The following is a 20902-nucleotide window of genomic DNA, read 5'->3' as shown; positions in this document are numbered from 1 at the left end:
GATGCAAGATCTTCCCGATAGCCAGACCATTACTCAAAAAAGCGGCTCCAACCTGGCGCTTTCTTTTTTCATTCTCCCCAAGGAAAAACGTGAGGCGATGGCCATTTTGTACGCATTCTGTCGCACAGCAGATGATATCGTGGATGAAAAAGACAAGAGTCTTACTCAAAAACTCAAAGAGATCGAATTTTGGAATCAGGAGATAGACGCTTGTTATACAGGTACTCCTCAATCTCGGCTTGGCCAAGATTTAGCAAAGATCGTTCGTTTATACCTGATTCCACCAGATCCCTTGAAAGACATCATGCGGGGCGTCGAAATGGATCTTCATAAAAGCCGCTACCCATCCTTTGCCGAATTAGAAACGTATTGTTACCGGGTAGCATCTGCGGTTGGTTTAGCCTCTATCGAGATCTTTGAGCACAGTCATGCCCATACTAAAGCCTATGCTGTTGCTCTAGGCATGGCTTTTCAACTGACGAATATCTTACGAGACATTCAGTATGATTTGCTGGAATATGACCGTATTTATATTCCCCAAGATGAGTTAGATACTTTCCAGGTCACGGAAGATGATCTGCGAACATGGCCCAATAAAGCGAACTTAAAACGTCTTTGTCTTTTACAATACCATCGGGCAAAACACTTTTATGCCAAAGCAGCTCGACTCCTACCCGCAAAAGACAGCAAGAACATGGCAGCGGCGGAGATTATGACACATGTTTATTCTAGGTTGCTGGAAAAGCTTAGAAAAAATAATTTCGGGCTTGGAAAAGCGCCCGTCCAGCTCAATAAATTTGAGAAAGTCCTAGCTGTTATCAAGGCGATGCGCTCTTTTAATAGCTTGCCTACCTCAACAAAACTCCCACAGCGTGTCGCCATCTTTGGGGGCGGTTTTGCCGGTATAGCTACAGCGGTTCATCTTTCTCGGGGAGGTCATCAGGTAGAGATCTTTGAGGCCAAATCTTATACGGGAGGGAGAGCTCATAGTTACAACGACACCAAAACAGGCATTACCTTTGATAACGGTCAGCATATCTTAATGGGTTGTTATCACTCATGTCTTAATCTTATCAAGTCCCTGGGAGTTGAAGAAAAGTTAGAAATTCAGAAGAGCATTCATGTCCCCTATCATAGCCTTGATAAGGGCATCACTCACTTGCGTGCGGCTAATTTGCCCGCTCCTTTCCATCTACTGAAGGCCTTATTGAGCTTTGAAGAGCTCAGTTGGAAAGACCGGATCGCTATCTGTTATTTTGGGTTGTCTTTAAGGATTGGTCAGAGCCCCAGTCAAAAGTCCACGGTCAAGGAATGGTTGCTTGGGCAACGGCAAACCCCTCATGCGATTCATGTGTTGTGGGAACCCCTTTGCATAGCAGCTCTGAATGAACCTATTGCTTCTGCCAGTGCAAAACTCTTTGAAGCCGTCCTACGCCAATCCTTATTTGGCGGCACATCCGATGCAAGTATTTACTTCAGCAAAGTAGGTCTCAGCGAATTGCTTATGCCGGAAGCAGAGCTATTCCTAAAGGCAACGGGAGGCCGCATCCATACTGGAGAACCCATCAAGGAACTCTGCTTTGAGAAGGATAAATTAATCTCTTTTAAAACCACCAGGCAGACTTATGAGCATTTTGACCAGTGTATTAGCTGTATGCCATCCAAGGCACTCTCAAGCCTCTTGCCCGAAACATCTCCTCTCAAAAATCAGATCGCTCAAATTCCTTCCTCACCTATTATTTCGGTGCATATTCTTTGTGACACACCCATTATCAATCAGCCTTTTGTCGGACTGCTAGATTCACCCGTGCAATGGATATTTGATCGTACCGACTATTTACCTAGCTTTGCCAACGACTTCTACCATTACACGATCATCATCAGTGCAGCTTACCAAGAGCTTGAATTAAAAAGACCTGAACTTCTTGAGCTCATCAAGAAGGAGATCCAACAACATTTTCCTCAAAGCAAAAAAATGACGATTAGTCGGGATGTTATTTATAAGTCTATAGATGCCACATTTGCAGCAACCCCGTCTGTTGATGAAATGCGTCCGCAGCAAAACACGGAGTGGAGTAATTTCCATTTAGCTGGGGATTGGGTACAGACGTATCTACCGGCAACTCTAGAAGGAGCAGTGCTTAGCGCAGGGCCCGTGACAAAGCTCATTGACAGGGACTATAGCTCAACGATTCCTGCAAACACCAAAAAAGGGATTCCTGGTGAGTCCCTGATATCTAGGTGAATGAGTCTACGCTGCAAATTATTTCGCTTTAGTTTTAGGGAGAGGGAGAATTTAGAGCGCGTTGCACCTTAGCTGGTGGGTGTGGTATCATCGTCGTCCAAATCATCGTCGATGTCATCAAGAGCGTCTTCAAGATTGTCTATGAGGTCAGATAACGCATCTCCGATATCGGTATCACCCACGCCTTCAATCTCATCAAACTCGCCCCCTTCACCTAGATTGCCAAAAATTTGCCGGTAAACTTCGATGATGTTGTTAATGAGAGCGATTCTTTGAGCATTCATAGGCAATTGCTGAGGTGCGCCTCCATTTGGAGTAAAGGTGGCTTCAAAGCCATTGCTTATATCCATAGAGACAGACCCACCATCTAAATTGACGGTGATGTTACCCTCCGTAACTGAGCAAACGATCACGTTGCCGTCAGCGGTAACAGTAAAGGTTGTGCCCCTAGCAGCAGCAACTCCCCTGGGTGTCTTGATTTTGTAGGAAACTTTAGAGTGATCAATACCTCTCAACGTCGAAGTAATGGTTCCTTGTTTTAGCCCTAGTAAAATATTGGCATCCAAACCAGCTGATGCATCAGGAGCCAGTTTTAAAATTTCCATTTCAGAGGAAGGCTCCAACCATGCCAACGACTGAGGATAAGGAGAGAGGTAGACATTGCCGTCCGCGCCCGTGCGAATGATGGCACCTTCTTGTAAAACATCTCCGGCAACCAAGGGTCTCTCTTGTTGACCTGGGTAGGTAACCATGACAGTTCCGCTTACCCGGTGTGCCGTAGCCCCTAATTTTAACAAGCCGCTTTGGGTTGTTGCTTGACCAGAAGCAGACTTCTTAACCATTTCGGCCTGCTGGAAAATAGGCTGCTGGGTAATCTGACCCCCACCAATATTGACGACTGAGTTAGGCTGCATGGTTTGCCCACCTACTTGAACTTTGCCCAAAAGACCCGACTTGAGCATCGCGTCATTACCGTCTGGAGTGGCTACAATGGTGAGCACTCCACCGTCCAAAATTTTAATCTCCTTGCCAAAACCTCTCAGAGAAATATTGGACGGGTTCGTAGGATTCGAATAGATAATGATGTTAGGGTTTCCTTGGAGATCCCGGCCATAGGAAACGCGAAACTTTTGATCTCCCAGTTCAATGTCGGCTGCGATTGAGCCTTTATCGATAGATTTGGCAAGGTTACCAGAATCATCCAGAAAGTTTAATTTGCCCATGGCATCGATCATCAAACTGGGCGAAGCCATAAGCTGTGCGCTTAGAAGGGTACATAAAGCGATTATACTGATTTTTCTCATGAGTATGCTCCTGAAGTTATTAACAACGACTCTCTATAATATGGCAAATCAAAACGGATTTGTATAGTGCTAAAATTGAATTTATTCGCTTAGGACTGAGCCCCAGGACAGGTCTAACATATTGGGCTGTCGAGTTTCAGGTATATAAGCTTCTCTAATATAAGTCTTTACTGGCTATCTTTGAGGTACTTTTTGAGTTCTTTTTGCGTCAGAACAGGCAAGTTCATCTCGATTTGCCAATTTTTGATGACTTTACCAAGACCCACCATCATTAAAGAGAAATGCCTATGAATAGATCGCACAAAGAAAGGGTTGAAGGTATAGAACCCAACAAATAATTTTTCTTTGAATTGATCTGTTTTATTGACTTGTTGACAGACTAATGCGGCATGCGAACAGTCACTAGCTAAGGAAACAACCCAGTACCGAGCCAAATCATCGGAACAGAACCTTACAAATTCGGTCTTTCCGCAGCGCTTAGGAGGTTCTCCGCAACCGACTACACGAACAGAGCTGAGATTTTGAGATAGCTCGCGGTAGCGCTTGCGCTGCGGTTCAAAATTACCTAAGTCCTGAAAGGTGCTAAGGAGCTCCCCATCCTTGACTTCAGATGCCATATCCTCAATCGCATGGCTAACTGCCAGCATAAGATCCGCATTGAGCAAATAGTTGACGTCCCCTAGTGGCGTATCGTCCACATCTCCTAGCTCGGTAGTCGGCTTACTTTTCCCTTCCGGTCGGACAGAACGTAGTTTTACACATTTTCTAGATGAAGAATTTAAGTAAGGTTTTATTTTACTTCTAAACTTTTTTTGTGATTTCTCTTCGCAATTGGTAACAGCTATCATAGGTCTAGGGATTAAGTATTAATCACATCATTATAGATACACCGAACTTTGATTCTCGCAAGTTAGCCACCCATAAAGATTGGTCTTTTTTTTTCACAATGCCTAATTTTACTCCCTTTCATGCCGATATTTTATTAACGGTTTGGTATCTGCAAAAATTCGCAATATTTATAATCCATTAAATGACTGCGGCTAATCTCTATATCGACTCATTGGCAAGATTTCTGCTTTTAAATTATTCTCGAAAGGAGAAGGTTCCTATGCGAAAAACAACACAAATAACAACATCACATCTCACACCACCGAAATACATATTCAGTGAATTAGAGGGCAAAGCTCGGAAAGCTGGAGCCCACCGTTACGAAAGAAGAAAAGTGAAACAAAATCTACGTCTGTCACCCACTTGGGCAGATCATATGGATGATTGATCCAATCCATTCATTTAGCGCGCATTTATTATAGAACATTTTTAGCCCTTCTTCCGAACTAAGGAAGAAGGGCTATATTCTATTCGGAATCTGGTATTTAGGCCTTAGCATGGTGCTATGACAGCGAACTACCAGCTTTTCCCAGAACTTGTCTCGAAGCAGATTCAGCATCTTTTCACGCTTCGACAAAAACACTTTGCAAGCACACGCGAAAATCTGGCTCATTTGCTTCGAGCATGCCAATTCCCACATGACCAGATCGTAGAAGCCGAGCAAACGCATGGGAGTCAGGTTGCTGTAGTAGATCAAAAACATCGTCACACAACGGTACCCATAGTAGATGGCTTAATCACGCAAACGGCGGATCTATCCCTGGTCATACGAGCGGCTGATTGCGGCCCGCTTTATTTCTTTGATCCCACAAAAAAAGTAATAGCTGTGGCCCATTCGGGCAAGAAGGGAACGGAGCAAAACATCTTAAAACAAACCGTCATGGCCATGGTTGAAACCTATCAATCTGAAATTAGTCATATATTATGCGTTCTTGGACCTTGCATTCGACCCCCTCTTTATGAAGTGGACATTGCAAAAAAAATGGCTGCGCAAGCTCAAGAAATAGGTTTGCACCAATTTTATGACTGCATGGAAAACACCGGTGCCGATTTAAACCGCTTCTACTCCTACCGCATGGAAAAAGGAAACACAGAGCGTCATTTTGCAGTCTTAAGATTGCGGAGTGAACCCCAACCTAATCTAGCTTGTAGTAAGCAAGAATCGCTCTAGTGACTAATTTGCTGGAAGCAAAACGCAGTAAAAATGGAGCGATTCTTGTTTGAAAGAAATCTCCCACATAATAAACTTCTTGAGCTCCTTTATCTTGAATGATTTGCTCTATTTTCTGAGCTACGCAAAGTGGGTCTGGAGCCTCTTTAAGATTTTTATCAATGACTTGCCACGCCTTCGTAAGCTTGTCTTGGTAGAAGGAATCTTCCAGTCCTTTTGTCATTGCCTCATTAAAAGAGGTGCGAATATCACCTGGCCTGAGGTCTACCACTCGGAAAGAATCTCCGGCTGTTTCTATACGAAGCGCCGAAGTATAGGCAATGAAAGCTGCTTTGGCTGAACTGTAACATGACATAAAAGGAATGGGTAAGATTCCAGCTACAGATGTCACATTAATCAATAGCCCGAAGCCTTGTTTCCTAAAAAAAGAAACGACCTTGCGGTTAAGCAACATTGGACCATGAACGAGAATCTGAAAAAGTCGGCGTTCCTCATCGAGTGACATCTTCTCGATGGAACCTATATAACCCGCGCCTGCGTTGTTGATAACCAGATCTACGCCACCTGCTTTTTCAATTTTCTCCCAGCCGCTAGCAATGGAAGCATCGGAACACAAGTCCATCTCAATTGCTTGAAGACCCTGGATACTTTCTAATCGCTCTAGGGATCTCGATGTACCGTAGACTTTATACCCTAGATTTAACAAGTGCTTAGCGGTTACCAAGCCTATCCCCGAACTTGCCCCAGTAATCAGAACGTTTTGCATGTCATTTGTGGAAGAGATGGCGTAAATAAAGTGCTATTCCTTAGAGACAACTCTAGCAGCTTTCATGAATCTGGGCTATAGCGGCGCATGACTAGAGAAACATTTGTCCCCCCAAAACCACTTGAAGAGCTCATGACTACTTCCGGGCGTACTTGAGAAGGCTCTCTTACAATATTAAGGTTTTCAAACTTAGGATCTAAATCGGTTATCTTCGCGGAAACAGGCATAAATTTTTCATCAATAGAAAGACAGCCAAAGGAAGCTTCCATCACTCCAGCCAGATGGAGTCCATGACCCGTTAAAGCTTTGGTGCTGCTGATATAGGGCGCATCACCACTCTGGCCAAAGACACGATCAATAGCCCTAGCCTCTGCTTCATCCCCAGCTAGAGTAGAAGTTGCATGAGCATTGATATAATCTACCTCCGAACTTGAAATTGCCGATTCCTCTAGGGCTAACTGCATCGCCCTGGCTAAACCCTCTCCCTCAGGCTCAGGGATGACCACGTTATACCCATCGGATGATTGCCCCCACCCCAAGACTTCCGCATAGATTTTCGCTCCGCGAGCCTGAGCCACGTTAAGATTCTCCAGAACCATGGTCACTCCACCTTCGCAAGCAATAAAACCATCTCGTTTGCTATCAAAGGGGCAAGGATACGCCTCTGGGTCGTCCTTTAAAGAAAGTGCTCTAGCAGCTGCAAAGGGCACGATTGCCTCCCGGCTCACCTCTTCTGCACCGACCACAAAAACTCGATCCTGCCTACCAAGGGCAATGAGATCAGAGGCAGTACCAAATGCATGAGCGGAAGAAGCACAGGCACTGGAGAAACCCAACATGCCTCCTTTGATCTTAAAATTTGCAGCTAAGTTGATATTGAGTGAGCCAGAAATACTGTAACAGACACAAACAGGACTCGCGGTGCGCACTCCACGCTGATCAATCCTGCTCAGGGTTTCATGACTCATCCATTGCGAACCAGTAGAAGCCGCCATCAGACTCGTCCTTGGGTTAGAAATCTCTTGTTCCGATAAACCCGCATCTTCTATGGCTTGTTGCATTGAGAGATGCCCAAAGACTATGTTAGGGGCCATTGATCTTAGTTGATCTCGCCTAAAGCTGACGCCTTCTGGAAAAGTCCATTCATCATAGGAGATTGAGGGAAAAGAAAATCCCTCTACTAAGCCCGCTAATGAAATAGGAATCTTGGGGTCATCAAATAGCTCACACTTCTTAATACCTGAGCGTGATTGTTTCAGACTCTGTATCACATCTTGGCGGCTATTTCCGATGGGCGTAATGAAACCAAGCCCTGTAATAGCAATACGCTTCTTATCTACCATATAACTCAATACGGATAGATGGAATAGAGAGATTAACCCCAAAGAGCAAACAAATAGTGAGGTTGATTACTCGCTGCCAAAAGCTAGAACCAGGTGAGCCACTTCAGCTAGACGCTCTCCTTTGACTTTGACAGCACCTTTGAAGACAGCAAGCGGTGCGCGCAGTCGATCCAGAGTAACTTCCATCTCTAGAACATCACCAGGAACCGCACGCTTGTGGAAATGGGCATCCTCCATGGAGGCAAAGACCACTTCTGTTGGTTTGATTTCCTGACCGGTTTGGGCAGCGGCGTTCTCAATGACCCAAAGGCAACCTACCTGACCCAAAGCTTCAAAGACTATGGAAGCAGGAAAAACGGGATTATTACTAAAATGTCCTTCTAAAAAATATTCATCCCCAGTGATTTCATACCTGGCTATGATCTTTTTGTCTTCAATCTCCGCCGAATCCACAAAAAGGAATGGAGGGTTTTGTGGTAGTGTGATGGTGATTGCGTCACGATCATATTTTTTGACTTTATCGGATTGCGCTGCCGAGGAGTCATCTCCACCTTCTCCAGAAACCTTACGAGTAATAAAGGCTTTTACTTGGCCTAATGTAATAATGTCTACGAGTTCCTCATTCTGTATGCGGATACCTAATGCCTCTTCAATGGTTAGAACTATTTCCAACATGGTGAGGGAGTCTATCCCCAGATCTTCAATCAGTTTTGTCTCATCACCCGCTTTTGCTAAGTCGATCTCAGAATCAGGAGTCATATATCTCCGGATAATTCCTGTAACAACTCCAGGTAACACCGAAGCATCACCATGTTCTCGATAACGAATTGCCGCTTCCACAGTCTCTTGACTACATCTTTTTAGAGCAGCCTTGAGATCTGCCATATCATTCTCTGTCAGTGCCATATTATATAACTTGAAAAAGTGAACAGGGATTCTTGTCGAATAATGAAAGTACGTAAATAATAATTTATCAAGATTTTCACGTAATCTTCGTAAAATGGTAAATCTCGAGCATTTAGTCTTGGGAAAATGGCAAATTCCTGCACAAAAAGCTTTCGTCTATGCCTCAGGCACTTTATGAATATCAGCTTAGCCCTATTAGCTGTTCATGAAATTCGTGATGATAACCCATGAGTTCCCTCCGTTTTACGGTGGTGTAGGCACTTATTGTGTAGAATTAGCTATGGCGCTGCACAAACTTGGGTATTGCATAGAAGTATGGGCACCAAACTACCTCGCAAACCAGGATGACATCGATCGCACAATGCCATTTCCTGTTAAAAGGTTGCAAGCCAATGGCAGCTTAAAAATCCCTTCACTTCTTCAGATGGGACGACAAATCATCAGGGATCATCAACAATTAATGAGTAGAGTCATCCTCTTACCCAGCGTAGGGGCCCAAATCATGATGATGGTTGGCAGACTTTTTCATGTCGTGCCGTCTTACCTAACCTATAATTCCGTTTGTATCTGGCACGGATCAGAAATTTATAAATTTGAATCGAACAAACTTCTCTACATAGCAGCACAAATGTTCTTTCCCTACACAAAGCTGCTGGCATCTGCTTCTAGATTCTCTGGATGTAACCTTAAAGGCTCTATCTTATGCGCTGTCAAAGAACGAGTGATCACCCTTCCTTGTGCCTGCAGCAGTCCCGCAATGCGCAATGGCATTTCCATAAAACCTGAGACGAATGGACGCGTACGCATTTTAACGCTTGCTAGAGTGCATCATCGCAAAGGACACCGAGAAGTTATTGAGGCACTTGGCAAACTAGACTCAGAGACTAAAAATAGCATTGTATACCATATTGCCGGGAAGAGTGACCACACTGACAATGGGCAATACCTTCAAGAATTAATAGCCCTGAGTAAAAAACTAGGCATTACCCTAGAATACCTTGGACCTGTAGCACCAGAGAAACTGGCCCAAGCCTATGCCAATTGCGAAATCTATGCCATGACGAGCCGGACTCTTAAAACCAGTGTGGAGGGCTTCGGCATTACCTATTTAGAGGCAGGCTTACAAAGCAAGCCAGTTATTGGATATCGCACGGGAGGAGTTGCTGAAGCAGTCAAAGATGGTCAAACGGGAATCCTAGTAGATGAAGGTGATATCCATACCCTTTCCAAAGAATTAAAGAAATTAATCCAAGACCGTAATCTTAGAGATCGCCTAGGTCAGGCAGGGAGAAAGCATGCTCTGACCTTCAGTTGGGAAAATACCGCTCAGAAGCTTGTCGATCATCTGAAGAGGCAATCCACTTACCATGAATAGCAAATTAGCAAATAGCGCCTCTAAGTCGGCCAAACTCGCATGATGCCACCTCGCCTAGGGATTGGCCCTTGAGCCACGTTCAAGAGGTGTGGAGTAATAGAGCTTTATCGACTCTCTTTTGCTTAGGACCCAAGGGCCCAAGCTTTTAGCTATCTCCTTCAACTTCTTTAACCTCTCGGAGTATTTTTGAACTCATCTTAAAGATCCATTTTTGCCATACCCTGGTTCAAATAAGGTATCCAGGAGATTGAAGCATTCGTAGATTTTTCCGCCGGATTAATCCGCTTATATCAACAGGGATGGAAGCACCGAGAGGACTAGACGCATCTCTAGAGGCTTTCACCGGTGCAACCAGAGAATGACAGATTGGATGAGGCACTGTTTCCCATTCATTAGAAAATGCACTAGCATTAAGCTCATCCCGAGACAGCTTGATGAAAAAGCAGGCCAAATCTCTCAGAAAAAGGATCTCTTGCCACATTTTCACAATTTTGCGTATATTAAACTAATGGGGCATATATTCACGGGTAAGAAGCTTCTCCAGGTCTCTGTATTTACACTAATCTCCTTGAATGGCACGCATCCTTGCTTATTCGCAGCTAGAAACCTTCTGGATGAAGCAACCTTTACCCAGGTTGTTAATGATGTTTCCGTTATCCAATCCGTTAGTCAACGCTCTATAAAAGCCACTATCCGTAGCAATGTGGCTGCCCCGGACCTTGTCAAAACAGGTATAAAATCTCGCGCTGAACTGATTGCCGAGGATCAAACCATCACTCGGATTGGTTCAAACAGCATCCTTTCCTTTGATAAAGGAGAGCGGGGTATCAACCTCCAACAGGGCAGTGTACTGTTCCATTCCCCTCGAGGTCGCGGTGGTGGAGTCATCCGCACGGCAGGTGCCACGGCTGCTATCACCGGAACGACGGTAGCCGCTAGTGCAACGAGTAACGGTGGATTCAAGCTAATGACTTTAGAAGGTAAAGCTAAAGCTACTCTACCAAATGGAAGATCCCAGACGGTGTTAGCAGGGCAAGTCACTTTCATCCTGCCCGGGCAAAATTTTATTCCTAAGCCTCTTAACTTTGATTTACAGCGTAACGTGGATGGAGCCGACCTCGTGAACGGCTTTTCCCAAGAACTTCCCTCTCTTCCCAAAATTAATAAAGAGATTAATAAGCAGCAAAATTTAGTCAAAACAGGTCGTGCTAAAAAATCTGATGTGAAGGTAGGCGATGCAAAAACGAAAAAATCCTTTGAACTCGTTATTAATAATACCACACGCGAATCACAAAATGAAGTACAGTCAGGTAGAAGGGCACAGGGGTTTAGTAAACGCGCTCTGATTGATTCCCCAGATCTGGATCCAGATCGAATCGGTGTCTTTGAAACCGGCTCAGACATTCCCCGCATCGAAGAGTTTGATCCAGGAGCAGAATTTCTAAATGAAACGAGAGTCACTGCTTTCTTTGCCCAAGATATAGAAGTTCAAACTGGGAATATCGACCTGTCCAAAGCACAGCAAAACGGTACAGAGGTTTTTGCCTTTTTAGCAGATGGAAAACTTCTTTTTGACAAGGGAACAAAACTCAACAACTACAATAGAGAAGTCACTTTTGCCTCGCGAAGGGATATTGGCAGCACTTCGTCAGCTGAATCGGGGCCACCCAAGACAATCAAGCACAATGGCGGTTCAGGGCCAGACGTTGAATTAGCTTTCCACGCTTTAGATAATATTGATTTTAAAAATTTTAACTTTGAAGTTAATGGAAACTTAGTTTTCGAAAGCGGTAAAAACATTGAAATAAGAAGCACCTCCGGGGTCAATACTTTGCAATCCACAAGAACCAACATGGAGGCCAATACCATTATTCTAGAAAAGGTTAATTTAATAGGACCTGGTGAATATGTTTTTAAAACAAATACGGGTAGATGGGTCTGGAATGCTGGAGGAATATTGCAGGGTGGACTGAACCTTATAGACGTAGAATATAATGGCACTGCTCTCTTTATAAGTCCTCCAGTTCCAGGAAGCACCCTTGCTAATCCGGGTGCACCAAACACTTTATCATCAAGTACTGGCGTCCCAGTTTTTTCAAAGCCTAAATAATGAAGAACTATTTATCATTTCCTCTATTACTGTTTAGTTCATTTTTCATTAATCTAGCAACGATATCTGCACAAGTACCTCAAATTGACCAAAGCGAACAAGCAAGAATCCGTCGCCAATTGGAGAGCGAGCTCACACAAAATACAACAGTAGAAGCCTATGAAAATGCCGAGAGTATTCCCGAGATTATTCCCGGAGAAGAGCAAGACATTGGTCCACAATATTTAATGTCCATCAAGCCAAGAAAACGCTGGGTAGAAGGTTATGTTGACTCTCAATACTACTATACATCAAATGTTTTTCTCTCTGAAGATACAGCTACGGAGAATGGAGAAGACACAGGAATTCTGGTTAGTACCATAGAAGCTGCCTTTGCTCCGGATCCTTGGGACTTTGACGGAGATCAACTGTACTTCCGTCTTGGATTTCGTCACCAGTGGTATAACTATGGGCTCGATAAAACTGAAAATGGTCTAAATGACTTAGATTTTGACTCCCAGACCGTTTTTACTCAAACAGGTTTTCGCTTCCATGAGACCTGGTTTGCTACAGTTGGCTTTGACTGGCAGCGGCTGCTAGGACATGACAGCTCAGAGGATGACTACGCCGAATTTTACAAAGAGTATGTACCCTCCTGGTCTCTAGAAAAGCAATTCCCCATCTCAGATGACATGCTATTTACCTCAAATTATGAGGGGCGTTACTACTTCACCGAACAAGAGAACTTCAATACAGAAACTCAAGATAGAACCTCTCAAGCCTTAACCCTTGCCTACCTCTGGACACCATTGCAGGAATTGCTGATTCAGACCTATTATCGCTTCGAATTTTCTCGCTACACCCATGAAAAAGATCCTAACGATTTGGAAAAGCGCTTGGACTGGTCTAACTCCATAGGTATGGGTCTTTATTACCTGCCGACAGAATGGTTAACGCTCCGAACATTTATTAGCTATGATCGACGCGATTCTGATCGTTCAGCGATAGCCGACTATGATATCTATAACGCAGGCGGGGGAATTTCATGTAGCATGAGATATTGAGGATATTATTTTTACTCGTGTACTCTGCAAAGGATTTCATTCAACGTCTATGACATCATCCGGTTTAGAGCAAATTCACTGGGTCAACATTGACACTCACTTTAACTCCCTCAGGCCAAATCTTCTTTTTTATTTCTTCACGCAAAACTTGACTGACCCGTAGAATTTTCTGAGTGCGAATAAATGTGTGAAAGCGGTATTCATCTCTGAGCTTCTCTATGGGTGCTGGGGCCATTTCAGAAACCATTGCCTGATCTTGCAGTCGTTCTCTGATTCGTTTCGTCGCTTGTTCTATACAGTATCTGGTCTTCTCTTCACTCTTTCCTCGAAACATCACCAACACACTACGACAATAAGGCGGATACATAAGATCTTTACGAAATTCTAACTCCTGCTCCTGAAACCCCTCTACATCGTGATGTCTGGCAAATTGGATGGCCGGATGAAAGGGTGTGTAGGTCTGGATAAAAACTTCTCCTAATTGATCTCCTCTTCCCGCTCTGCCTGCCACTTGCACCAGTTGCTGAAATACTCTTTCTGCGGCGCGGAAATCAGGGAGATTTAGAGCCGAATCACAATTCACTACGCCGACGCAGGTTACATTGGGAAAGTGGAGCCCCTTGGCTATCATTTGCGTCCCTACAAGGATATCTGTCCTACCACTTCGGAAATTTGTCAACGCTTCCTCATAAGCGTACTTGCCGCGCATGCTATCCGAATCCATTCTCTGCCAACGAGCTTTAGGAAATAAATGCTGAACGGCATCCTCAACGCGTTGCGTGCCAAAACCTCCATATTTCTGTTGCTCGAAACCACACTCCTCGCATAGCTTGGGCAGGCCATCTTGATAATCGCAAAAATGGCAACGCATCAAATTAGAAGTTCGGTGGTAGGTCAGAGGCACAGAGCAGCGTGGACACTCACAAACCCTTCCACAATTAGGGCATTGAACCGATGTGGCAAAACCCCTTCTGTTTAAAAACAAAATGCACTGTTCTTGGCGCATTAATCGAGTTTCCACCGCCTCTTTCATGCACTGCGCCATCAAAAAGCCTCCCTGACGCTGACCTTTCTCTTGTCTCAAATCCAAGACATGAATAGTAGGCAGTTCCATCTTTTCTGCTCGTTGTGTGAGTTTGCATAAAATATAGCGCTCACGCCTCGCGTTTAAAACAGACTCTAACGAGGGCGTGGCACTGCCTAAGACTACAGGAACTTTCTCTAAATAACTTCGCATCACTGCGACATCGCGAGCATGATAATGTGGTGCCTCTTCCTGTTTATAGCTCGACTCATGTTCTTCATCTACGATGATGAGCCCCAATTTCTGAACAGGCGCGAATACAGCTGACCTTGCACCAATGACTATTTTGGCTTTACCCTGATGAATTGCATGCCATTGATCATGCCGTTCGCCCGAAGACAAGTGGCTGTGTAAAACAGCGACTCGAATCTGCTGTCCCTCGAAACGAGCTCGAAATCTATTAACGGTCTGAGATGTAAGGGAGATTTCTGGAACCAAAACCAGGACACTTTTCCCCTGTTTTAAGATCTCCTCTATAGCTTGCAGGTAGACTTCTGTTTTCCCGCTTCCTGTAACGCCTTGTAACAGTAAAGCCTTGGGCTGATCACTCGAGGCTTGTTGTAAAATACGACGCCTGGCGTATGTTTGTTCCTTGGTCAGTAGTAAAGGTATAGATTCTTGAATCTCTTTATTGAGAGGGTTTCTTTCCATTTTTTCTCGCGATAATCTAATAAACCCCTTTTCTGCCAAGGCATTCCAGACACCAGCATTGGATTTAGATTCCTTCATGAGAGTAGCCAGCCAGCCTGCTCCCTTTTTTTGAGCAAACTTCCACACCCTTTTTTGAGCTTTAGCTTTTCCAAGCATTTTTAGCACTTCCTCCTCTACAAGATGGGCAGGCACTGAAACCCAATATCGGGTTTTATAGTTCGTCTCCTTTTTACGAATAACCTCAGGTAAGAACCCCTTCAGGGCCAATGGGAAGTCGCAGCAATAGTATTCTGCTATCCAGCGAGCCAATTTCACTAATTCCGGATTTAATAGCGGGTGACTCCCAATAAGCTCTAAAATATCTCGACAGGACTCAACTTCGGGAGTTTCTGGAAAATCCACCGCATAAGCCAAGGTGGTAGAACGCCCCCAGGGCACTCGCAGACGGTACCCTAACTCAATGCTACTTTGCAGTTGAGCAGGAACTGTGTAGTCAAAACACCGGTCTAATGATAATTCCGGCACAACTCTAACATAGCTTTTCTCCATAGAACTGGCCTATAGCTCACCATCGCATGATGTTACGCGTCCAGGCAAAAAATTTCTTTTACCCCATGATCAAGCACTTAAATTGGGGTGGATGCTGCGCCGCTTCACTATTTTTTTATTTGTAGCCGTCAGTCTGATCATCATTGGCGGCTTCTGGTGGTTTCAATATGAAAAACACCGAATCAGCAGATTTGAAGATTTTATTACGACTGCAGCAGAACGATATAAGCTAGATGCTAACCTCATCCGTGCCGTCATCTGGAGGGAGAGTGATTTCAATCCTGACGCTCTAGGAGCGGCAGGAGAGCGAGGTCTTATGCAAATCACGGAAGCAGCAGGCTCCGAATGGGCTTCTCATGAAAAACTAGACTCTTACAAGCCCACCGACCTTTTAGATCCAAGGAATAATATCTTAGCCGGAAGCTGGTACTTGAGTCGAGCGCTTCGACGCTGGAAAACCTTTGATACCCCAGAGGCACCTGCTTTAGCGGAATACAATGCGGGTCCAAGTAATGCTAAGCGCTGGAATCAAAAACTGACCAAGCCCTCAGCTCAATATTTTTTAGAGCAGGTTGATTACCCAACTACCAAAGCTTACATTCAAGATATACTTCATAAATACGAGTTCTACGGAAAACAAACAAACCCCTCCACCCTTCTACTCATCTGGGAAAAACTGCGCATCCGGTATATAAAAGCTTACCATGCTATCATTAAGCCATCGCCATAAATCCGACAAAAAGCGGAAAACTTCTTTGTGCTTTTCATCTATGCCAGTCTAAAGATACTATCCCCCTAGCGTCATGATAGAAGAACCTACCAGCATCGAAGAAACTGCAGTAGTTGAATCGAGCAGAGAGACTACGACATTATCTTGTAAAAATCTCGTTCGCTTTCTAGGGAAGGATGAATCCAGAGTACATGTACTGCATTCAGTCAACCTTTCATTAAGAGAAGGTAATGTCTATTCAATCGTAGGCCCTTCTGGCTGCGGCAAGAGCACGCTACTTTATCTCCTGGGTCTTTTAGATAAACCCGACAGCGGAGAAATAAAGATTACTGGAGTAGATGCATTTCAGCTTACAGAGACCCAAGCAACGGATATGCGAAACGAGCGGCTGGGATTTGTTTTCCAATTCCACTTTCTGATCAAAGAGTTCACCGCACTGGAGAATGTTATGTTGCCCATGAAAAAATTGGGGAAACTCAAGCTAAATGAAATGAAAGAGCGCGCGCTTCATCTGCTTGATGGAGTGGGACTGGTAGAAAAAGCTATGCGTCGAACCAATCACCTATCCGGAGGTGAACAACAACGCGTAGCTATTGCCAGAGCCTTAGCAAATAGCCCCAAAGTTATTCTTGCTGACGAGCCTACAGGAAATCTTGATACCAAAAATTCAGACCGGGTATTTGAGTTGATGAGATCTATTGTTCACGAAGAAAAACTCACACTGCTAACCGTGACTCATAACCCACAAATCGCCGACGCATCTGATTACGTTCTAGAAATGGCCGACGGAAAGTTCATATCAAAACTCCCTCACCCAGTGACACATTAATCACCAATGTGCAACAAAGGTTGAACGAAATCCATCATCCAGCTTAAATGCGAACCTTCTAAGCGCTGATTTATGTGACCTGCTGATTGATAAAGCAAAACGTTTTGCTTGGCTTATTCAAAATTTATGGAAAATTAATAAATCATGTCACAAGACATTTTTGCGAATGCTTCTCTCTTCCTTCCCGAGGAACCTCAGTCTCTTGATGATCTAGATATCTCAAAGTCTATGATAGAGGCTCTGATCCTTAAGACAGTTGCTGCCCGCAGCACCATGACCGCAGGAGACCTTGCAGACTTTATTGACTTGCCCTACTTCAATGTAGTCGAGCCAGTTATCGAACAACTCAGAGAGGCCAAAATGCTTGATGTCATGCGTGGAGGTCTTCAGGCCCACTCATACTTACTGGCGATTACTGACCTCGGTCGAGATAAAGCTTCCGCCTTCTACGACCAATCGGCTTACATAGGACCAGCCCCTGTTTCCATTGACGTTTATGCGGAGTCAGTCCGTAGCCAGACGATTCGCAGCATACAAATCAACCGCCGTCGCTTAAGTAGTGCTTTCGAGGGATTGATACTTGAGGAAGAAATCCTCAAACAAATTGGCCCCGCTACCAACTCAGGCCAATCCATGTTCCTCTATGGCCCTCCGGGAAATGGTAAGACAAGTGTCGCTGAAAGAATTGTAGAGGCCTTTGGAGGAGGAATTTTCATCCCTCACGCTATTGAAGTTAACGGTGCTATCATCAGACTTTTTGACGAATATAACCACCTCCCACTTACCGAAGAAGAGGACATTCGACTGACACAGCGCTATGACAAACGTTGGCGACTGATCCAGCGCCCAGTTATCATTGTGGGGGGTGAACTGACAATGGAGTCTTTAGACCTGATTTGGAGCGATTCTTCACGCTTTTATGAGGCTCCTTTCCAAATGAAAGCCAACGGTGGATGCTTCATGATCGATGACTTCGGACGCCAGCGAATGGATCCCAGGGAGTTATTAAACCGCTGGATTGTTCCTTTAGAAAAAAAAGTAGACTTCCTCACCCTCCATACCGGCATTAAAGTAGCCATGCTTTTCGATACTCTCTTGGTTATCTCCACTAATCTCGATCCAAAGGACCTTGTTGATGAGGCCTTCTTAAGAAGGCTTCGCTATAAGATCCCCATTACGAATCCTTCTCCTGAAAACTTCAAGAAAATCTGGCAACTCGAAAGTGGAATCAAAGGTATCCCCTTTAGCGATGAGGTCGTAGATTATTTTATACGTAAGCACATCCAGCCAACAGGCCGTAACTTGCGTGGTTGCCTGCCACGTGACATTTTGGCACTAGTCTTGGATCAGTGCCGTTATCATCAGACCCAGCCGACCATATCACCTGATCTCATAGATTTTGCTGCAAATGCCTACTTTGTCGATTTCGAGAGCACCCCGAAGTAAAGTAACGCGACTAGTCCGCATGCCTTGACAAAGCACTCTTCATGTCTTAGCATAATAAGTGATGATTTACAGTAGCATCGTTTTAATTACCGTAACATTTTCGTTACTCTGCTTTATTGCACTTCAAATCATTTATTCTGCTTCCAATCATAAAAAGCTGGTTCAGGCTCGTATTCGAAGCAAAAACAGAAGCATAAATCGCAGTTCGAGAATCAGGTATTAATTTAGTTTACCTAGGATTAGTTTCTTTTAATCAGAGGCTGCTAATTCGTTCTTTTGAAAATCTTTCACAAAAGCTTTAACAGATTTTTTTACCTCAAGTAGCATCACATTTCTAGCAGCTATTCTTTGGATGCCTTTTAAAATACGAAACGCTGAACTGATGACATAATCGCCTCGCCACACGAGCGTCTCTTCATTTTCTAAGGGCCACATCTGATAAAGCGTCATCGAGTTGAAGTAAGTAGATGTCACATAGTATTGCGCCTCAAGAGCTTTATAGTTCCCTTTACTAACATCTTTTAAAAAAACTCCAAGATTGACTGTTTGGCGACCATTAACTTTTGCTTGTTCCCAATAGTATTTCGCATCTTGGTCCCCTAAGAATGCTTTATGGATAAGCCTTTTAAAGTGCTCTTGCACTTGGGGGTTACCGCCTAACATGGTTGCCATCTCGAGATCAATTTCGAACTCTTGGGACACTTTATAATAGGGTTGGCTACCTGCTAATGCTCCATTCTGGTATTGCAAAGCTCGGTTATAAAAGATCTCCTGCCATTTTAGAGCCAAAGCGTCTTCGCCATGAATCATCCAGCTTTTCCCATGAGTTTCTTTGAGTGACTCCGTCAATTCATAGAGGGATTTAAATTCTTTATTGCTCAAATTTAAATCTGATTTTCTTGCCTCACGGCTGGACTGAATCATTAACCATTTTGAAGCTTTGTTTCTGCTATCCAGCTTAAAGCCAGAGAAGTCTTGCAGCCTAGGAGGAACGCTTATGCTGTAGTGAGCCTCTAAATCAAACTTGTTACCTGCTTCCGTTTTTGTGGAGGCGTCAAAATTAGCGATGTGATCAAGGATTTGATCAGGAGAAGCTGGAACAACAAATAAGGCCTCCGTACCTATTCCCAATTCATGATTGGGAAGAGTCATTTTAGTGCCTTCAATCTTCCCATCCAATACTCTTGGCAGATCTAATTTCTTAATTTTTGAGAAAGAACTCAGTTCTTCAATGACATTATTGCCTAATAGAGCCTGAGCCAGCAGCAGCTTCAAAGCTAACAAGCAAAATATTACTCTAATCATAGCTGTCCTCACTGCAGTTTTAAGTCTTTCTATTATTTAACAGAGATCGAATCTACTGATTGAAACTTATCTTTTTCTAGTGAGAAAACTTTCTTACCTTTAAATAATCCGACGTCTTGAAACCATATAAGCATGTCCCTTAGTGAATCCTCTATGGGCCTAAGAGGGAGCCCCAACTCTGAAACAGCCTTGGTGTTATCGAATACCATTGGGGTTCTTGCTAAACGAACACCTGTCAGAGGTGCCATAGGAGGCCTTTTGGTAATATAATCAGCGATCAATTCAGAAAATACTGCAGCACACCACGCAACGGGATAGGGGATCCTTGTAGTAGGCATGGTAAGACCGGTGAATGATTCTAAAATCTTAAGTAGTCGACTTAGAGATAAATTTTGGTGACCTAAAATATATCTCTCCCCTTTCCCTCCTTTGTCCATAGCCTGTATGTGACCAAAAGCCACATCTCTGACATCAATCATATTTAGTTGGCATTCAAGATAAGCTTGGGGAAGCTTCTGATTTACAAAGTCTAGCATCATCTTGGTTGGAGGAGTTAGTAGATAGTCGCCTGGGCCAACTGGCAGGGTGGGATTTACAATAACCACATCTAGACCGTTCTTTGACGCTTGCAGAGCAGCCTGCTCTGCCAAAAACTTAGAGCGACAGTAAGAGCCGGGCATATCGCAGAGTTCTAGATGAATCCTTTCGTCGATCAGCCCTCTTTGATCACGTCGGTAACTCTTGAGGATAGACTCTGTGGAAGTATAAACAAGTCGCTCCACTCCAGCAGCTTCAGCTGCTTTTAAGACATTCTTTGTACCGAAAAGATTAGTTCTTTCAAAGGTTCCCTTATCTGAGTGCCAAAGTTTTGGATTTGCTGCCAAATGGTAAACCTTGGATACATCTTGCATCGAAGTTTTAACAAAAGCTTTGTCTTCAACAGAGCCCCTGAGATATTCTACTCCCTCCAAATGGCAATCCGGACTATCCAGAATATCTAGAACTCTGAGCCTTTCTTCTCGATCCCTTAACAAGCGGACTAGGTGCCTACCGATAAAACCATTACCACCTGTAACTAAAGTTACCTTAGTATTTAAAGCCATCATCCTACCTAGCTGTCTTTGTACAATACTAGGAAAGATCTAAAATGGAAAAAA

General features: G+C 44.0%; 17 protein-coding genes. 9 read left to right on the top strand and 8 right to left on the bottom strand.

The features are described 5' to 3' along the window. The first annotated feature begins 1 nt into the window (after window position 1). Window positions 2–2245 carry a hydroxysqualene dehydroxylase HpnE gene (hpnE, locus tag AAGA18_07695; GenBank protein MEM9445223.1) on the top strand — a complete coding sequence of 748 codons (2244 nt, stop codon included), beginning with the start codon at window positions 2–4 and terminating at the stop codon, window positions 2243–2245. A 68-nt stretch (window positions 2246–2313) separates the two neighbouring features. Here hpnE and AAGA18_07690 read toward each other — a convergent pair whose 3' ends face one another. Together AAGA18_07690 and AAGA18_07685 are read right to left on the bottom strand one after the other, a co-directional pair. Continuing rightward, window positions 2314–3549 carry a FecR domain-containing protein gene (locus AAGA18_07690; protein MEM9445222.1) on the bottom strand — a complete coding sequence of 412 codons (1236 nt, stop codon included), beginning with the start codon at window positions 3547–3549 and terminating at the stop codon, window positions 2314–2316. A 167-nt stretch (window positions 3550–3716) separates the two neighbouring features. Next, window positions 3717–4397: a DICT sensory domain-containing protein gene (locus AAGA18_07685; protein ID MEM9445221.1), complete on the bottom strand. Its 681-nt coding sequence runs from the start codon at window positions 4395–4397 to the stop codon at window positions 3717–3719. Between the two features lie 260 nt (window positions 4398–4657). Between AAGA18_07685 and AAGA18_07680 the strand changes: the two genes are divergently transcribed. Together AAGA18_07680 and AAGA18_07675 are read left to right on the top strand one after the other, a co-directional pair. Beyond that, window positions 4658–4825: a hypothetical protein gene (locus AAGA18_07680; GenBank protein ID MEM9445220.1), complete on the top strand. Its 168-nt coding sequence runs from the start codon at window positions 4658–4660 to the stop codon at window positions 4823–4825. A gap of 117 nt (window positions 4826–4942) precedes the next feature. Further along, a complete protein-coding gene (locus AAGA18_07675; protein MEM9445219.1) occupies window positions 4943–5608 on the top strand; it encodes a laccase domain-containing protein in 666 nt (221 codons plus the stop codon). Here AAGA18_07675 and AAGA18_07670 read toward each other — a convergent pair. The 3 genes from AAGA18_07670 to AAGA18_07660 all read right to left on the bottom strand — a co-directional run bounded on the left by AAGA18_07670 (window position 5574) and on the right by AAGA18_07660 (window position 8623). Beyond that, window positions 5574–6374, bottom strand: coding sequence for an SDR family NAD(P)-dependent oxidoreductase (locus tag AAGA18_07670; GenBank protein MEM9445218.1), 801 nt, complete (start codon window positions 6372–6374; stop codon window positions 5574–5576). The genes AAGA18_07675 and AAGA18_07670 overlap by 35 nt on opposite strands. A gap of 62 nt (window positions 6375–6436) precedes the next feature. Then, window positions 6437–7717 (bottom strand): beta-ketoacyl-[acyl-carrier-protein] synthase family protein, encoded by a 1281-nt coding sequence (locus AAGA18_07665; protein MEM9445217.1) that lies wholly within the window; start codon window positions 7715–7717, stop codon window positions 6437–6439. A 66-nt stretch (window positions 7718–7783) separates the two neighbouring features. Further along, entirely contained in the window at window positions 7784–8623 is an 840-nt protein-coding gene (locus AAGA18_07660) for a phosphopantetheine-binding protein (protein MEM9445216.1), read from the bottom strand. 205 nt (window positions 8624–8828) lie between these two features. Between AAGA18_07660 and AAGA18_07655 the strand changes: the two genes are divergently transcribed. The 3 genes from AAGA18_07655 to AAGA18_07645 all read left to right on the top strand — a co-directional run bounded on the left by AAGA18_07655 (window position 8829) and on the right by AAGA18_07645 (window position 13151). Continuing rightward, window positions 8829–9998: a glycosyltransferase family 4 protein gene (locus tag AAGA18_07655; protein ID MEM9445215.1), complete on the top strand. Its 1170-nt coding sequence runs from the start codon at window positions 8829–8831 to the stop codon at window positions 9996–9998. A gap of 508 nt (window positions 9999–10506) precedes the next feature. Continuing rightward, window positions 10507–12108 carry a FecR family protein gene (locus tag AAGA18_07650; protein MEM9445214.1) on the top strand — a complete coding sequence of 534 codons (1602 nt, stop codon included), beginning with the start codon at window positions 10507–10509 and terminating at the stop codon, window positions 12106–12108. Continuing rightward, window positions 12108–13151, top strand: a complete 1044-nt coding sequence (locus AAGA18_07645) for a hypothetical protein (protein ID MEM9445213.1) — start codon at window positions 12108–12110, stop codon at window positions 13149–13151. The genes AAGA18_07650 and AAGA18_07645 overlap by 1 nt, the downstream gene beginning before the upstream one ends. Before the next feature lie 64 nt (window positions 13152–13215). Here AAGA18_07645 and priA read toward each other — a convergent pair whose 3' ends face one another. After that, window positions 13216–15435 (bottom strand): primosomal protein N', encoded by a 2220-nt coding sequence (priA, locus tag AAGA18_07640; protein ID MEM9445212.1) that lies wholly within the window; start codon window positions 15433–15435, stop codon window positions 13216–13218. Between the two features lie 91 nt (window positions 15436–15526). Here priA and AAGA18_07635 point away from each other — a divergent pair, with 91 nt between their 5' ends. The 3 genes from AAGA18_07635 to AAGA18_07625 all read left to right on the top strand — a co-directional run bounded on the left by AAGA18_07635 (window position 15527) and on the right by AAGA18_07625 (window position 18440). Further along, entirely contained in the window at window positions 15527–16165 is a 639-nt protein-coding gene (locus AAGA18_07635; GenBank protein ID MEM9445211.1) for a lytic transglycosylase domain-containing protein, read from the top strand. Window positions 16166–16238: 73 nt separating this feature from the next. Then, window positions 16239–16994 (top strand): ABC transporter ATP-binding protein, encoded by a 756-nt coding sequence (locus tag AAGA18_07630; GenBank protein MEM9445210.1) that lies wholly within the window; start codon window positions 16239–16241, stop codon window positions 16992–16994. A gap of 144 nt (window positions 16995–17138) precedes the next feature. Beyond that, a complete protein-coding gene (locus AAGA18_07625; protein MEM9445209.1) occupies window positions 17139–18440 on the top strand; it encodes an ATP-binding protein in 1302 nt (433 codons plus the stop codon). Between the two features lie 249 nt (window positions 18441–18689). On the opposite strand, the gene AAGA18_07620 is transcribed toward AAGA18_07625, so the two are convergent. Both AAGA18_07620 and AAGA18_07615 read right to left on the bottom strand, forming a co-directional pair. After that, complete coding sequence (locus AAGA18_07620; protein MEM9445208.1) at window positions 18690–19745, bottom strand: hypothetical protein; 1056 nt, start codon at window positions 19743–19745, stop codon at window positions 18690–18692. 32 nt (window positions 19746–19777) lie between these two features. Further along, window positions 19778–20851, bottom strand: a complete 1074-nt coding sequence (locus AAGA18_07615) for an SDR family oxidoreductase (GenBank protein ID MEM9445207.1) — start codon at window positions 20849–20851, stop codon at window positions 19778–19780. Window positions 20852–20902: the final 51 nt, after the last annotated feature.

This window comes from Verrucomicrobiota bacterium, from assembly GCA_039192515.1.
In the GTDB taxonomy this organism is placed as follows: domain Bacteria; phylum Verrucomicrobiota; class Verrucomicrobiia; order Methylacidiphilales; family JBCCWR01; genus JBCCWR01.
Note: the sequence above shows the minus strand (reverse complement) of the source record. Positions and strands in the feature narration are given on the sequence as shown.

Coding starts and splice junctions, on each gene's coding strand:
- AAGA18_07625 (MEM9445209.1), top strand. CDS start 17,139: ATGTCACAAGACATTTTTGCGAATGCTTCTCTCTTCCTTCCCGAGGAA.
- AAGA18_07690 (MEM9445222.1), bottom strand. CDS start 3,549: ATGAGAAAAATCAGTATAATCGCTTTATGTACCCTTCTAAGCGCACAG.
- AAGA18_07650 (MEM9445214.1), top strand. CDS start 10,507: ATGGGGCATATATTCACGGGTAAGAAGCTTCTCCAGGTCTCTGTATTT.
- AAGA18_07615 (MEM9445207.1), bottom strand. CDS start 20,851: ATGATGGCTTTAAATACTAAGGTAACTTTAGTTACAGGTGGTAATGGT.
- AAGA18_07645 (MEM9445213.1), top strand. CDS start 12,108: ATGAAGAACTATTTATCATTTCCTCTATTACTGTTTAGTTCATTTTTC.
- AAGA18_07660 (MEM9445216.1), bottom strand. CDS start 8,623: ATGGCACTGACAGAGAATGATATGGCAGATCTCAAGGCTGCTCTAAAA.
- AAGA18_07635 (MEM9445211.1), top strand. CDS start 15,527: ATGCTGCGCCGCTTCACTATTTTTTTATTTGTAGCCGTCAGTCTGATC.
- AAGA18_07685 (MEM9445221.1), bottom strand. CDS start 4,397: ATGATAGCTGTTACCAATTGCGAAGAGAAATCACAAAAAAAGTTTAGA.
- AAGA18_07670 (MEM9445218.1), bottom strand. CDS start 6,374: ATGCAAAACGTTCTGATTACTGGGGCAAGTTCGGGGATAGGCTTGGTA.
- AAGA18_07680 (MEM9445220.1), top strand. CDS start 4,658: ATGCGAAAAACAACACAAATAACAACATCACATCTCACACCACCGAAA.
- AAGA18_07665 (MEM9445217.1), bottom strand. CDS start 7,717: ATGGTAGATAAGAAGCGTATTGCTATTACAGGGCTTGGTTTCATTACG.
- AAGA18_07620 (MEM9445208.1), bottom strand. CDS start 19,745: ATGATTAGAGTAATATTTTGCTTGTTAGCTTTGAAGCTGCTGCTGGCT.
- AAGA18_07655 (MEM9445215.1), top strand. CDS start 8,829: ATGAAATTCGTGATGATAACCCATGAGTTCCCTCCGTTTTACGGTGGT.
- AAGA18_07630 (MEM9445210.1), top strand. CDS start 16,239: ATGATAGAAGAACCTACCAGCATCGAAGAAACTGCAGTAGTTGAATCG.
- AAGA18_07675 (MEM9445219.1), top strand. CDS start 4,943: ATGACAGCGAACTACCAGCTTTTCCCAGAACTTGTCTCGAAGCAGATT.
- priA (MEM9445212.1), bottom strand. CDS start 15,435: ATGGAGAAAAGCTATGTTAGAGTTGTGCCGGAATTATCATTAGACCGG.
- hpnE (MEM9445223.1), top strand. CDS start 2: ATGCAAGATCTTCCCGATAGCCAGACCATTACTCAAAAAAGCGGCTCC.